Source organism: Saccharospirillum alexandrii, from assembly GCF_004000275.1.
Lineage (GTDB): Bacteria > Pseudomonadota > Gammaproteobacteria > Pseudomonadales > Natronospirillaceae > Saccharospirillum > Saccharospirillum alexandrii.
This window is the reverse complement of sequence record NZ_RCIP01000001.1, coordinates 472118-485917: the sequence shown is the minus strand read 5'-3', so window position 1 is coordinate 485917 and position 13800 is coordinate 472118. Positions and strand designations below refer to the sequence as shown.

The 13800-nt window shown below is 57.5% G+C and carries 13 protein-coding genes; 7 read left to right on the top strand and 6 right to left on the bottom strand.

Annotated features, from left to right (window positions below; translation table 11 throughout):
- The first annotated feature begins 6 nt into the window (after window positions 1-6).
- Together mnmC and greB are read left to right on the top strand one after the other, a co-directional pair.
- A complete protein-coding gene (gene mnmC / locus EP166_RS02270) occupies window positions 7-2037 on the top strand; it encodes a bifunctional tRNA (5-methylaminomethyl-2-thiouridine)(34)-methyltransferase MnmC2/FAD-dependent 5-carboxymethylaminomethyl-2-thiouridine(34) oxidoreductase MnmC1 (RefSeq protein ID WP_127555188.1) in 2031 nt (676 codons plus the stop codon).
- Entirely contained in the window at window positions 2034-2552 is a 519-nt protein-coding gene (gene greB, locus EP166_RS02265) for a transcription elongation factor GreB (protein ID WP_127555187.1), read from the top strand. The genes mnmC and greB overlap by 4 nt, the downstream gene beginning before the upstream one ends.
- On the opposite strand, the gene EP166_RS02260 is transcribed toward greB, so the two are convergent.
- Window positions 2518-2706, bottom strand: a complete 189-nt coding sequence (locus tag EP166_RS02260) for a hypothetical protein (protein ID WP_127555186.1) — start codon at window positions 2704-2706, stop codon at window positions 2518-2520. The genes greB and EP166_RS02260 overlap by 35 nt on opposite strands.
- Before the next feature lie 165 nt (window positions 2707-2871).
- On the opposite strand from EP166_RS02260, the gene EP166_RS02255 reads away from it, so the two are divergent.
- The 4 genes from EP166_RS02255 (at window position 2872) to EP166_RS02240 (ending at window position 5741) form a co-directional block, all read left to right on the top strand.
- Window positions 2872-3735, top strand: a complete 864-nt coding sequence (locus EP166_RS02255) for a 6-carboxytetrahydropterin synthase (protein WP_127555185.1) — start codon at window positions 2872-2874, stop codon at window positions 3733-3735.
- 78 nt (window positions 3736-3813) lie between these two features.
- Window positions 3814-5199 (top strand): cysteine--tRNA ligase, encoded by a 1386-nt coding sequence (gene cysS, locus EP166_RS02250; protein ID WP_127555184.1) that lies wholly within the window; start codon window positions 3814-3816, stop codon window positions 5197-5199.
- A 22-nt stretch (window positions 5200-5221) separates the two neighbouring features.
- Complete coding sequence (gene yidD, locus EP166_RS02245) at window positions 5222-5539, top strand: membrane protein insertion efficiency factor YidD (RefSeq protein WP_127556220.1); 318 nt, start codon at window positions 5222-5224, stop codon at window positions 5537-5539.
- Entirely contained in the window at window positions 5529-5741 is a 213-nt protein-coding gene (locus EP166_RS02240) for a Trm112 family protein (protein ID WP_425470007.1), read from the top strand. Before yidD ends, EP166_RS02240 begins: the two co-directional genes overlap by 11 nt.
- 200 nt (window positions 5742-5941) lie before the next feature.
- Here the strand turns inward: EP166_RS02240 and EP166_RS02235 are convergent, their stop codons facing one another.
- The 5 genes from EP166_RS02235 to fliS form a co-directional block, all read right to left on the bottom strand.
- Window positions 5942-7363 (bottom strand): sigma-54-dependent transcriptional regulator, encoded by a 1422-nt coding sequence (locus tag EP166_RS02235; protein ID WP_127555183.1) that lies wholly within the window; start codon window positions 7361-7363, stop codon window positions 5942-5944.
- Window positions 7364-7417: 54 nt separating this feature from the next.
- Window positions 7418-8620: a sensor histidine kinase gene (locus tag EP166_RS02230; RefSeq protein ID WP_127555182.1), complete on the bottom strand. Its 1203-nt coding sequence runs from the start codon at window positions 8618-8620 to the stop codon at window positions 7418-7420.
- A 124-nt stretch (window positions 8621-8744) separates the two neighbouring features.
- The gene (locus EP166_RS02225) at window positions 8745-10193 is read right to left on the bottom strand and encodes a sigma-54 dependent transcriptional regulator (protein WP_127555181.1); all 1449 of its coding nucleotides are present in this window, start codon (window positions 10191-10193) and stop codon (window positions 8745-8747) included.
- 354 nt (window positions 10194-10547) lie between these two features.
- Complete coding sequence (locus EP166_RS02220; RefSeq protein ID WP_127555180.1) at window positions 10548-10895, bottom strand: hypothetical protein; 348 nt, start codon at window positions 10893-10895, stop codon at window positions 10548-10550.
- A 1-nt stretch (window position 10896) separates the two neighbouring features.
- Window positions 10897-11301: a flagellar export chaperone FliS gene (gene fliS, locus EP166_RS02215; RefSeq protein WP_127555179.1), complete on the bottom strand. Its 405-nt coding sequence runs from the start codon at window positions 11299-11301 to the stop codon at window positions 10897-10899.
- A gap of 384 nt (window positions 11302-11685) precedes the next feature.
- On the opposite strand from fliS, the gene EP166_RS02210 reads away from it, so the two are divergent.
- Window positions 11686-13761, top strand: a complete 2076-nt coding sequence (locus tag EP166_RS02210) for a class I SAM-dependent methyltransferase (RefSeq protein ID WP_127555178.1) — start codon at window positions 11686-11688, stop codon at window positions 13759-13761.
- Window positions 13762-13800: the final 39 nt, after the last annotated feature.

Here is a 13800-nt window from a genome sequence, read left to right as displayed (position 1 = left end):
ACCGAAATGAATAACCTCAGCGCTGACCCGGACGCTGGCGCAGACGACACAGAGCAAGCCGCCATGCAACGCCCTGACCTGGTGTTCACAGACGCTGGTTCTCCGCGCTCAACTTACTTCGACGACTTCTATTTCTCGACCGACAACGGTTACGCCGAGACCGATTACGTCTTTCTGCAAGGCAACAACCTGGCACAGCGTTTTGCCCAACTGGCTGAGCACAGTCACTTTACCGTCGCTGAAACGGGCTTCGGCACCGGACTGAGTGCTCTGGCTACCTGGGATTTGTTTGAACAAGCCGCTCCTGCCAGTGCCCGATTAACCTTTATCAGTACCGAACGCTACCCCTTGTCGAAACACCAGATTCAGCAGGCCTTGCAGGCCTGGCCTACGCTGTCGGCAAGGGTCGAGCGCCTGGTTGCTGAATACCCGCCCCGCTTGCCGGGTTTTCATGCCGTGGAGTTGAGCGATCGGGTCGGTTTATTGCTGCTATTTGGCGACGCCCAGGACACCCTGAACGATCTGAATGCCCGGGTAGACGCCTGGTTTCTCGATGGCTTCACACCCAGCCGCAACCCGGACATGTGGCAACCGCCCCTCTTTCAATCAATGGCCCGGTTAAGCCATACCGACACGTCCTTTGCGACGTTCACCTCGGCCAGCCAGGTCCGCAACGGTCTTAGGGGTGCCGGTTTCACCGTTTCCCGGCGGCCAGGGTTCGGCAAGAAGCGTGAAATGCTGCAGGGTCGTTTTGCCGGTATTGTGGGGCCGCCTAAGCCGGGCCTGTGGCCGCAAAACGAATGGCATTGGCCCGCTGCCCCGGCATACGCCAGCAATCGCACGGCCATTGTAGTCGGCGCCGGGCTGGCCGGTGCCCATACCGCCCGGGAGCTGGCCTGTCGTGGTTGGCAGGTGACGGTACTGGAACAGGCGGGTGAGGTAGCTTCGGGTGCATCGGGCAACCAGCAGGGCGCTATTTATGCCCGGCTGTCTCACGACGACACGCCGGTGAACCGTTTTTATACCACGGCCCTGCATCTGGCGCAGCGACGCCTGGCGGCCTTGCCAGCGAGCGTGCCGCACCAGCCATGCGGCCTGCTGCAATTGAACCAGGGCAGCAAGGAGGCCCGGCGCTTCAATCACCTGCACCAGCGAAACCCCTTTGCCGGGGAGTTGGCGGAGTGTGTCAGCCAGCCTTTAGCCAGTGAACTGGCGGGCGCAGCCCTGCCCTGCGAGGCGCTGTATTTTCCGGGTGGTGGCTGGGTTCAGCCGCCAGCGCTGGTGCAACACCGGTTGGATCACCCGCTTATTCAGGTACGTACCCATCATCGAGTCACCGCGTTGCACCAGGGTGAAGACGGCCACTGGCAGGTTCATTGCGAGACCGTCGGCGGCGAGCAAACCCTGGTCGCCTCCCAGGTCATTCTGTGCAACGCCTTTCACGCGCAGTCACTGGCACAGAGCCAGTATTTGCCACTGAAACCCATTGGCGGCCAGGTGACTCGCATTGAATCGACCCCGGCCCTTGCGGGACTGAAAGCGGTGATCTGCTCAGACCGCTATCTGGTACCAGCCTATGATGGAGCCCACAGTCTGGGCGCCAGCTTCCACGTCGGTCAAACCGGGCCAGCCCTGAGTCAGCAGGACGATATCGACAATCTGAACAACGCCCACCAACGATTGCCGGGTCTGATCAGTGGCCGAGAAGCGATTCGTGATGCCCGCGCCGGCCAACGCTGCGCCTCACCCGACTACTTTCCGCAAGTAGGCCCCCTGGTCGATGCCGAAGGCTTTACCCTGGCCTACCAAACCGGCCTGACCAAACGGCTGACCCACCGTTTGCCGGAGCCGCCATACTACCAGGGCTTGTGGGCCAACCTTGCCCATGGTTCCAAAGGCCTGTGCTCGATACCACTGGCGTCGCGCGCTCTGGCTGCCTGGATCAACGGCGAGCCCCTGCCTGTCGCCCAGAGCGTGGCCAATCACCTAAACCCGAACCGCTTTATCATTCGCCGACTGATACGAGGACAACGATGAGCCGCTACCGACCGCCGCGTCCGCGCAGCAGCCCTTACACAACGCCCGAAGGTGAAGCCAGAATGCGCGCCGAGCTTCATGAACTGTGGCATGTGGAGCGCCCGCTGGTAACACAGGAGGTGTCAGACGCGGCCAAACAAGGGGATCGATCTGAAAACGCCGAATACATTTACGGCAAAAAGCGATTGCGACAGATCGACAGCCGGGTGCGCTTTTTAACCAAGCGGCTGGAATCGTTGCAGGTGGTGGCCACGCTGCCCGATGACCAGAGCCGTATCTACTTTGGTGCCTGGGTACGGGTGGTCGATGACGATGAGGTCCCCAGGGTAATGCGCTTGGTTGGCCCGGATGAGTTCGATCTTGACCCACGCTACATCAGCATCGACTCACCGATGGCACGGGCCCTGCTGAAAAAAACCATTGACGATGAAATTCGGGTGCAAACACCAGCCGGTGAGACCGAATACTGGGTGACGCACGTCAGCTATCTGGCTCCTCCTCAAGGGGAGGCTTAGGCAGCGCCTTGCTGCTGTCGGGCAGTGGCAGGGCTTCGCGCAAGGCACGCATGCTGCGGATAATCTCATCAGCGGCCAGGTAGGAATAACCCAGGCTTTTGCGCATTTCCCGCGCTTTCAGCCCAGCTTCAAGCCAGGGGTCGACTTTTTTCACGTCAGGTTTCCCAGAATGTTTGAGGAAAGTTTAGCCAACAATAGCCACGGTTGCGAAGTTTTACAGAGACCGCCTTCCACCTGGGACGCTATACATTCAGACCGCCCTCCCCTCTAGCGTGGCAAGCTGCTAAAATACGCGACCCTTTTCGCGACCGGACCCATAATGAGCCGCCTTTTTGTAGACAACCTCACCGTACTCGATTTCAGCTATTTTCACCCAACCCGGGGTGTGGTGGGCGAAAGCTGGATTGTTGACGTCGAGCTGGTGGGCGATCTCAACGACGAGGGCATGGTATTCGATTTTGGCCACGTCAAAAAACTGCTCAAGGCCGCGCTTGATTCGGGCATGGACCACACCCTGGTGCTGCCAGCAAAACTGCCCGGGTTGACGCTGCAGGAAACCCAAAACGGCGAACGCATTCAGGCCGAATTTCGTAACGCCCGGGGCGCATGCCGGTTTCACTATGAATCGCCGCGCGAAGCGGTTTATCTGGTCGAAACCGACGACATCAGCATCGACTCCGTGCGGCCGACGCTGGAAGCGCACCTCAATACCCTGGTGCCCGATAATGTCTCTCAGGTCGTGTTGCGCCTGCGCAGCGAACTGATCGACGGCCCCTTTTATCACTATTCGCACGGCCTGAAAAAACACCAGGGTGACTGTCAGCGTATCTGCCACGGGCACCGGTCGCGCATCGAAATTTTTCGCAATGGTCAGCGTGATACCGAAGTCGAGCGAGACTGGGCGGAACGCTTTCAGGATATCTATCTGATCACCGAAGAAGATATCGTGCACAGCCAGCCCGTTGAGTCGGACCTGGTCCATATCGGTTACGACGCCGAGCAGGGCCGATTTGATGTCTGGTTACCAGAGGCAAGCACCGAAATCCTCAAAACCGACACCACGGTTGAGCTGATCGCCGCGCACCTGGCTAACAGCCTGGCGGCGGAATACCCGCGCGACCGGTGGCGCGTGCGCGCCTTTGAAGGCGTGATGAAGGGCGCTATCGCCGAATCCGGCTCATGACCCCATGACGCCGCGGTGTTACACTGGCGCCACGGCTATCCATTCAATGATTCACTCAAGAGAGCTTCGGAACCGCAGATGACGCTGACTGTTTACAACACCCTGTCCGGCAAGAAAGAACCCTTTGTACCGCTCGACCCGAACAGAGTGACGTTTTACGCCTGCGGCCCTACCGTCTACAACTACATTCACGTTGGCAATGGCCGTTCGGCCGTCGTGTTCGACTTGCTGTACCGGCTACTGAAAACCCAGTTTTCGAACGTCATTTTCGCCCGTAACCTGACGGACATTGACGACAAGATCAACGCCAGCGCCAAAGCCGAAGGCGTCGATATCAAGGCCTTTGCTGACACGTACGCCACGGCCTATCAGGAAGACATGGCAGCACTGGGCAATCTCGACCCCACGCTGCAACCGCGCGCGACTGAACACATCCCGCAGATCATCGACATCATTGAGCGACTGATCGACCGCGATCATGCCTACGCGGCCGAAGGCCATGTTTTGTTCGCCGTCGACTCCATGAAAGACTACGGACAGCTGTCGCGTCGCAACATCGACGACATGCTGGCTGGCGCCCGGGTCGACGTCGCCACCTACAAGCGCCACCCAATGGATTTCGTGCTGTGGAAGCCCTCCAGTGACGACCTGCCGGGTTGGGACAGCCCCTGGGGTCGGGGTCGCCCCGGCTGGCACATTGAATGCACGGCCATGATCATGGCGCATCTGGGCGATACCATCGATATACACGGCGGTGGCAGCGATCTGATTTTCCCGCACCACGAGAATGAAATGGCCCAGGGTCTGTGCTGCGTGCCGGACAGCCAGGGCTATGCCCGTTATTGGGTGCACAATGCGATGCTCGACGTCGAAGGCGAGAAGATGTCCAAATCGCTGGGCAATTTCACGGTGTTGCGAGACGTACTGAACGAGCACCCCGGTGAAGTGGTTCGACTGACACTGTTGTCGGCACATTATCGTTCGAACCTGAATTGGTCGGAACAATTACTGAGCCAGAGCCGCCAAACGCTGGATCGGCTCTACACGGTGTTGCGCGACAGTCAGGATATCGCGGCAGTTGAGCCTGCCGACCTGTCCTCACTGGAAGCGGTTCAGGCGCTGCTGGATGACCTGAACACGCCCAGGGCCATTGCTGCGCTTTATGAATTGACCGGTCAGTTCTTCAAGACGACCGACAACGCCGAGCGCGCCCGGCTGAAAGGCGAGTTAATCGCCATTACCGGCATTCTGGGTATTGCCCAGCAAGACCCCATGACCTGGTTTCATGGCCAGCAGCAAGACGGCCTGCAACCCGAGGCGATTGAAGCTTTGATTCAGCAACGGCAGGACGCCAAAAAGGCCAAAGACTTCGCCCGGGCCGATGCCATCAGAGAGGAATTGAAGCAGGCGGGCATTCTCATTCAGGACACCCGTGAAGGCACACAATGGTCTCGCGAGGCCTGAGCCCGGCGGAGCCTGCATCGTGCTGAAATGGCCGCTGATCGCTCTGGTGAAATTCTACCGACTGGCCATCAGTCCCCTCCTCGGGCCACGTTGCCGGTATTACCCGACCTGCTCCGAATACGCCCTGATCGCTTTGCAGCACCACGGCGCGTTGAAAGGCAGTTGGCTGGCCGTAAAACGCATTGCCCGCTGCCACCCGGGGTGTGAAGGCGGCATCGACCCGGTACCGGGCGTGCCATTACCAGACTATGATGAGCCGCCAGCGGATGATACCCGTCCGCAAGATACCAAACAGAAAACGGACTGCAGCCACGAGGGCCACCGCAATGATGATCGATAAACAAATGCTGAATATTCTGGTCTGCCCGGTCACCAAGGCGCCGCTGCAAATAGACCGGGAAAAGGAAGAGCTGATTTCAACCGCCGCCAAACTCGCCTACCCCATTCGCGACGGCATTCCTGTCATGCTGGAAGACGAAGCCCGGGCGTTGAATCAGGAAGAGTATGAACATTGGTTGTCTAAGAAGAGTTCTTTGGCATAGTTGGCAGTGAGCATTCCCGGAGGCTTACTTTATGCGGCCTCCTTTACTACAGAGGCGAACCGGACTGCCTGGCACATTTACTGAAGGCACGCCGTGATCTCTTCCCCGGGGGCTCGGAGACCACATCCATGCGGTCAAACGGCCCTCAGTAGATGCACCAGGCATTCCTTGGAAAACTCGTGGTTGCATCAAAAGACTAGCTAGCGAATACCCGCAATAGCCCCATCCACATCCATGCCAATTTCCCGCATCCTGGCCAGCTTGTAACGCAAGGTCCTGGCTGAAATGCCCAACTTGTCCGCCGCCCGGTTTTTACGCCCCTGCGTGACCCGCAACGCGTCCAGAATAATCTCGAACTCACGATGCTTCAGGTCAACCTGCATGGATTCATGCACAGCCGCTTCCGGTTCATCAGACTCACCGGCGTGCTCGGCGATGCTAGTCGACATTGCCTCTGATTGATGCGCCATGGCCTGCTGCCGGGCCGGTTCAAAATCGATCAGGTGTTCGCCTTCCAATCCGAGGTCCTGAGCGGTCACCCATTGGCCGGACTGCAAAATCAACGCTCGCTGCAAGGCGTTATCGAGCTCACGAATATTGCCGGGCCAGTCGTAAGCCAGTATGCGGGCTCGGGCAGAATCGTCGAGCATGACACGTGGTTTGTGCATTTTTTTGGCGTGCTTGGTGAGCAGGTGGTTGGCCAGCGGTATCAGATCGCCCCGCCGTGCGCGCAATGGCTGCCACTGCAGCGGGAAGACGTTTAACCGGTAGTAGAGGTCTTCGCGGAATCGACCGGCCTGCACTTCGCGCATCAGGTCGCGGTTGGTGGTCGCCAGTACCCGAACATCGAGCTCAACCACTTTGCGACCACCGATGCGTTCGACTTCGCGCTCCTGCAATACGCGCAACAGTTTCGCCTGCAAGCCCATGTCCATTTCGGAAATTTCGTCCAGCAACAGCGTGCCACCGTTAGCTTGTTCAAACTTGCCGGGCTGGCTGGCAATGGCCCCGGTAAAAGCGCCTTTTTCATGCCCAAACAATGTCGCTTCCAGCATGTTTTCCGGAATGGCGGCGCAGTTGATGGCAACAAACGGTTGCAGCGCCCGGGGCGAGTGCTGGTGAATGTACCGGGCCAGCACCTCCTTGCCCGTCCCGCTTTCGCCGCTTATCAGGGTGGTGCTGTCCGTTACCGCCACTTTACGCGCGAGCATCAGCACCTGCTGGCTTGAGGTTTCATTGGCGATGGGCTCATCGATGGCGGTATTGGGCTGGCTGCCATGGCGCTCCAGCAGTTCAATCAATTGCTCGGGCTGAAAAGGTTTGACCAAGTAATCAACGGCCCCCGCATGCAAGGCAGACACCGCTTTTTCGACCGTGGCGTAGGCGGTCACCAGCAGAAACGGAATCTGGGGCTGGTGTTGGCGCACGTAGGCCAGCAATTCATGGCCATCCATGCCCGGCATGTTTACGTCGCTGACAATGAAGTCGACCTGGTTTTCGTTGAGCCGTACGATGGCCGCTTCACCACAGTCGGCCTCAATGACCTCGTAATCAGACAACTTCAGTGTATCGCTGACCGCCTCTCTCAAACTGGCATCGTCTTCAACAATGAGTACTCGCATGCATTTCTCCTCATATCTGACGGCGATTTGCCGCGCGCCAGGTCACGCTGGCGATTAGCCTTTAACCGGAAAAGTCAGGGCAACCTGTGTGCCCTCTCCCGGCCGACTGTTGATGTGGAACTCACCCTGGTGTGCCCGGGTGACGGCCATGACCACCGGCAAACCCAGGCCAGTACCATGGCTTTTCGTTGTGAAAAACGGTTCGGTGACCTGGTTAAGGGTCGCCTCATCCATGCCCGGACCGTTGTCCGAAATGGTCAGTAACAGTCGGCCAGCTTCCTCGCGGGCAGTGATGGAAATAGCAGGGTTGGACCGTATCGCTTCGAAGGCGTTGGTGACCAGGTTACTCAAGGCACTGACCAGCGCATCTTTCTGGCATTGCAGCTCGGCACCATGGCTCAGGTCTCGCCACTCCAGGGCGTCCGGGTGCTGCCGAATCAGCACCGAGAGGTTGTCCTGCATGGCCAAATACAAGTCGGCTACGGTGACTTTATGAATCAGCTTGCACTCGCCCTTCACGAATACCAGCATATCCTGCACCTGCTGTTCGAGGTGGTGTAACCGGCCTAGCAATTTATCGACAAACTGCTCGCGCACCGGCTGACTCACCCGGGGATTCTTGAGGTTCGAGGCATATAACATGGCGGCTGACAGCGGAGTGCGAATCTGATGCGCGAGTGAGGCGACCATGCGCCCCATCGCCGACAGTCGTTCGTGGCGCGACAGCTGCGCCTGCAGGGCACGGGTTTCCGTCTGGTCGGTGAGCAGTATCAGTTGGCCGGCGTTATCGAGCGCACAGGTTTCAATGCTGACCAGGCGTCCGTCGACCAGTGAAATCTCATGGCCGTCGTCCTGGCGGGGTTTGAAGGCGTTACGGATGATGCGAACCCAGGGCTCGCCGATCAATCGGGGGTTGGCTTCGTTGCGCAACAACGCCTCGGCAGCCGGGTTGATCCGGCCAATACGACCGGTATTGTCGATAACAATTACCCCGGCCGGCAGCAGATTCAGCAAACTTTCCAACTGATCGGCCAGGCGCTCTTTTTCCGACAGCTCCTGCATGCGTTGTTCACTGACGGTCGCCAGCTCACCACTGAGCTCGACAACACGGCTTTCCAGCATCTGGTAGCTTTCGGTCAGTTGCTCGGAAACCTGGTTAAAGGTTGCAAACGCCTGCTTTAGATCAGCAAGCGATTGCTCGGACATGTCGGCCGAGCCTTGCTGCTGATTCAGATTGTCAAATTGTGGCACACCCATGCCGTCTCCCAGTGACCATTTATTGGCGCTTTATAGGGGTTTAGCAAGAGGGGTGCCAATTTGAGCTGCGAGCTACGAGCTGTTAGCTGTTAGCTGTTAGCTGTTAACTCGAAGCTCAAAAACTCTAAACTGATTCACGCTTGTTGATTTTGTATTTGCGCATCTTTTCGACCAGGGTGGTTCGGCGAATGTGGAGCTTTTCAGCCGCGCGCGCCACCACGCCCTGAGCGTCATCGAGTGCCTGCTGGATCAGGTTGCGCTCAAGCTCAGTCAGGTACTCTTTCAGGTCCAGCCCATTTACCGGCAGCAATGCAGCCTGCTCGGAATGGGAGATACTGAACGATTCCGACTCTGGCAAAGCCGGCAATGGCAGAACCGACTCGTCATCATCGTCAACATGCCGGTATTTCAGGGGGAGCTCCTGAACCCCCACCACACCGTAGGGGTGCATGATTGCGAGCCGTTCAACCAGATTTGCCATCTCACGAACGTTGCCGGGCCAGTCATGTCGTACCAGCGACATCACCGCCGCGGAGTTAAAGCGAATCGAGCCTCGTTTCTCGTTCTCCAGCCGGGCAATCAACTCGTTGAGCAAGACAGGAACATCTTCGGAACGTTCGCGCAGTGGTGGCATTTCGATCGGGAAAACATTCAGCCGGTAATAGAGGTCTTCCCGAAAGGTATTCTCCTCAATCATCTGCTCAAGGTTACGGTGCGTCGCCGCTATGACCCGAATATCGCAGTTAAACGTCTTGTTGCCACCGACCCGTTCAAAGGTTCGCTCCTGCAACACCCGCAGCAGCTTCACCTGCATGTTCAACGGCAAGTCCCCAATTTCATCGAGAAACAGAGTGCCGCCCTCGGCCATTTCAAAGCGGCCGGCCCGGGAAGTAATGGCCCCGGTAAAAGCGCCCTTTTCGTGACCAAACAGTTCGCTTTCAATCAACTCAGCCGGAATGGCCCCGCAGTTGACCGGTACGAAAGGCTTGTGACGACGGTGGGAGTTGTAATGCAGGTTACGCGCAACCACTTCTTTACCGGTGCCGCTTTCCCCCTGAATCATGACCGTAACTTCTTTGTCAGCCACCTGAGTCATCATTTCGCGAACTTGCTGCACGCCTCGGCTCGTGCCGACCAGCGAGCGGAACAAATTCACTTCCCGACGCTGGCCCCGGCCACGCGTCAGATCAAACTGCTCGCGGTACATCTGGGCGCGGTGCAGGGTATCGAGCAATTTGTTGTAAGTCGGAGGCATCGACAGCCGGGCAATAACCCGGTGACGCAAGCTGTCGTCGAGCAATTCAAACTCTGGGTGTTCAGACATCAGAATGACGGGCAAGCCTTCATCCCAATCCGCAACAGCCTGAACCATTCGAGCCAGCGACAGCTGGGTTGAACCCACCACGACTGCCACCAGTTCATCGGTTCCACCCAATTCAGCAACAGCCTGCTCCTGCCAGTTGTCGCTGCCCAGGGTAACGTTAACCTCACCCAAAAAATCCAGAATAACCTTAATGTCCCGACGACGTTGATCATCATCGTCTACTACCAGGAGCTTAATTTCACGCCACATTGGGAACATTTCCTCACATCAAAACAGCTGAGATGGCACCAGGCCCGACATTCCACGTCAGGAATTTGACTGTATTGAAACAGTAAAGACCGAGACTCACGCCCTGTCAAACTCACGGCGGTTCCGGAGAAAACGCGCCAAAAACCCGATAATGCCTTTATTTTCAGTGGCTTACCATAGAAAAACACTGAGTTCCATGCAGCAGCACACAGAATGTAACAGAGGATTACCGAATTCAGGATGGAAACCGACAGGAACACGCGTCTATAAGCGCTCAAGAGTGGCCAACGCCCCGCAGCCGGGACCGATGACCTTTGGTAATTTCAGTATTAACCCGACAGGGCCATGGCAACCCTAGCCGGAGGCAGGGCCGGCAATTATCCGGCGTTGTTGCCGCAATTCTGTCGCCTGAGCGGTACGGCTTTGCTGCAGCTCCGACAGGCTTGCCAGCACAGACACATAGAGTTCGAGCAGACATTCGATGCGACGCTTCAGAGCAGAACTTGCCAGGCCGGCGTTCAGTACCTGATCATTGATAATCGTCAGGATATCGTTGACGGCATCGTCCCAGCGCTCCAGTTCATCCAGCGATTGCATGTCCTGCAGCTCAAAGCCCTGAACAATCAGATCATTGGTCTGAGCCAGCAGGGTATCTTCCGACACCCTGAAGGGCCGATTGGATGTGGTTTGCACCATCGCCATGTTATTCACCTGGCCGGTTCTGAGCCAGGGTTTCATCGCGTATGGCATCCCATGACGATTTGATCTGCGACAGTAATCCGGCTACTTCGTCCAGAATCGCCTCATCATTGCGCGCATTGGCTTCAAACAGGCGACGCAACATGTAGTCGTACAACCGCTCAAGGTTCAGCGCCAACTCGCCGGTATCGGTGTTCAGGCTGTCCTGCAGTCCACCAACAATGTCGATCGCAGAGTTAATCATTCTGGATTTCTTGTCGTACTCCTTACGAGCCATATGCCCCTTGGCGGTGGATATCCGGGCAAGCGCACCTTCGAAAAGCAGTTGAATCAGCTTATGGGGGTCGGCGTCCATGATGGAGGTTTCAGTACTGACCGACTGATACTGCTTAATCCCCTGTGCGTACATAGCGTTTCCTCTCAGACCACTGGATGTTTTTTTCACCACAGCCTCCCCGGTAAACATTGATCTGCCTTGCCCCGGGAGAGCATCTGGATACTCCCCACGTGGCTCCGCGCGCATCACTGATCGCCGAACAAGCTTAATCCATGTAGCGGCACTGTGCTGGAATTGTTGAGTGTTTTTTTGAGACGCGACACCGGCTATCGAGCAGCGGCGGATTACGGTCAGTGTAAAACTGGCACAGCCTTGGCAATACCTCTGTCAATGAACGAAAAAACGGCCAGTCTCTCGCCAAACCGGAGAGTCATTGCCGCTTTTTCACGACCGGCGGCCACATTTTGACCGCCAGACACTGGCAGCGGCCTGGCCGCTCACCCATAAAGGTGCGTTATGAGACACTCATCGCAGGCGCTGGCGACACCGGGGCAGACATCGGCTCTGTCGACGGCGACACCAACCGACACCCTGGCTGAACTGGATCAACAGGCGCGGCACTATTACGAGCTGAGCCTAAGCGACCGGGTGAGCAATGAGCACACGGCCCAGTACCGAGGTCAGGCTCGGGCGATCGCCCAACAGTTGCTTGACCGTCAGTCCAATTATTCGCCGGCACTCAACCTGCTGGGACGTATTGCCCTGGACGAGGGCTTTTACGAACGGGCCGAGCACTACCTGCAATTTGCCCTGAACCAAACGCCGAACGATGCCGGCTGCTGGTATTCTCTGGGTCACGTAAAGCTGGCTACGGGTCACTACGACGACGCTCTCGCCCATTTTAGCCGCAGTCTGGAGCTGGCGCCCGGAGAAACCCGGGCAGCCACCTCACTGGTATACACCTTTGCGCGTCAGGGCAACGTGGTGCAGGCGTTTAACGGCTACCGCCAACTGTTTCAGCTACACCCCAACGACGCGCACATCCGCGCCAAGCTGTTTGAAGTGTCCCGACATATTCAGGCCGACAGCTACCAGCCTGCGTTGGCAGACGACGTCGTTCGCTGGCTGAAACTCGACAAAGTCGATCACGATGGCCTGGCACCGCTCACCGCCTCGCTGCTGCGGCACAAGTATCAGCTTGACGACCCCAATGCCGTCGTAGACCTGCAGGATCTTGCCCGGGACGATATGCTCGGTCTCGCACTGAATACGCTGTACTTCAGCCAGGCAGAGCTGGAGGACTTTCTGATTCAGGTACGCAAGCAGGTATTGCTCAATTGCCTTGCCCAGCAATTCTCTGACCCGGCGCTGTTGCGCCTGGCTGCGGCGTTTGTGGTGCAGGGCATCCACAATGAACACGTTTGGGCGCAGGATGACGAGGAGCAATCTCTGCTTAACGCCTTGCGGGAGTTACTGGATACCGCACTGTCTACCCCCGAGCCACAACCAGCCGACCTGACCAGCGCCTTGCTGATGTATGGCATGTACGAGCCACTGCACCAGGTAGCACACAGTGAACAGCTCGCTCGCATAGCCTTGAACCGCTGGCCAAGTTATGTCCGGCCAATCATTCGCCGCTGCGTTATTGAACTGCAAGATGAACTGACACTGGCCAAAGACATTGAACAGTTGACGCCGATCCGAGATAGCATTTCTCGCGAAGTGCGTCAGCAATATGAAGAAAACCCCTACCCGCGCTGGCTGCATTTAGGCTACAACACCCCAACCAATTACGGTCGAGCGCTTGAAGCTGAACTGGAAGGCTTCAGGGCGCCGCAGTTCTTCAACATGGGGACGATAAAAATCCTGGTGGCCGGCTCAGGAACGGGCCGGCATGCCCTGCATGTAGCCCGCTATTTTCGCAACGTAGAAGTAACCGCCGTTGATCTCAGCGCGCGCAGCCTGGCCTACTCAAAGCGTATGGCCGAGCGCTATGGCATCCACAATGTTCGCTTTCTGCAAGCCGACATTCTTGAACTGGACCAGCTAGACGAGCGCTTTCATGTGATTGAATGTTCTGGCGTACTGCACCACATGAGCGAGCCGGAACAAGGGCTAAAAGCACTGCAACGCCGGCTGGAAGCCAATGGCCTGTTGAAAATCGGACTCTACAGTGAACGCGCCCGAAGAATCGTCAGCCAGGCTCAGGGGCAGATAGCGCGTCTGGGGTATACCGCCCGTCAGGCAGACATCCGACGCTTTCGCGAGCACCTGCTGCAAAAACGGTTGGAGGGAGACTACAGCGCCCTGCTAAAAAGCCGCGATTTTTACTCCACCAGCGGCTGCCGGGATCTGCTGTTTCACGTTCAAGAGCATTGCTACTCGCCCGCCCGTATCAAAAGCCTGCTCGATCAGAATGCGCTCAAATTTCTGGGGTTTGTGTTGTCGCCCGAGGCCCGACGGACGTTCCTGGCCAGCGTGAACAACCAGCGCCCTGCCCTGACCAACCTGAACGACTGGGAGGCGTTTGAGAAATCCCATCCGGACACCTTCGCCAGTATGTTGCAATTTTATGTGCAGGCGCAGGATTGAGAATCAGCAGCCCGCACGGATGCGGGCTCGCTGCAACGG

Bases quoted from the DNA above. Each gene is read 5' to 3' on its own strand.
- mnmC (WP_127555188.1), top strand. From the start codon at position 7: ATGAATAACCTCAGCGCTGACCCGGACGCTGGCGCAGACGACACAGAG.
- greB (WP_127555187.1), top strand. From the start codon at position 2,034: ATGAGCCGCTACCGACCGCCGCGTCCGCGCAGCAGCCCTTACACAACG.
- EP166_RS02255 (WP_127555185.1), top strand. From the start codon at position 2,872: ATGAGCCGCCTTTTTGTAGACAACCTCACCGTACTCGATTTCAGCTAT.
- cysS (WP_127555184.1), top strand. From the start codon at position 3,814: ATGACGCTGACTGTTTACAACACCCTGTCCGGCAAGAAAGAACCCTTT.
- EP166_RS02240 (WP_425470007.1), top strand. From the start codon at position 5,529: ATGATCGATAAACAAATGCTGAATATTCTGGTCTGCCCGGTCACCAAG.
- EP166_RS02235 (WP_127555183.1), bottom strand. From the start codon at position 7,363: ATGCGAGTACTCATTGTTGAAGACGATGCCAGTTTGAGAGAGGCGGTC.
- EP166_RS02230 (WP_127555182.1), bottom strand. From the start codon at position 8,620: ATGGGTGTGCCACAATTTGACAATCTGAATCAGCAGCAAGGCTCGGCC.
- EP166_RS02225 (WP_127555181.1), bottom strand. From the start codon at position 10,193: ATGTGGCGTGAAATTAAGCTCCTGGTAGTAGACGATGATGATCAACGT.
- EP166_RS02220 (WP_127555180.1), bottom strand. From the start codon at position 10,895: ATGGCGATGGTGCAAACCACATCCAATCGGCCCTTCAGGGTGTCGGAA.
- fliS (WP_127555179.1), bottom strand. From the start codon at position 11,301: ATGTACGCACAGGGGATTAAGCAGTATCAGTCGGTCAGTACTGAAACC.
- EP166_RS02210 (WP_127555178.1), top strand. From the start codon at position 11,686: ATGAGACACTCATCGCAGGCGCTGGCGACACCGGGGCAGACATCGGCT.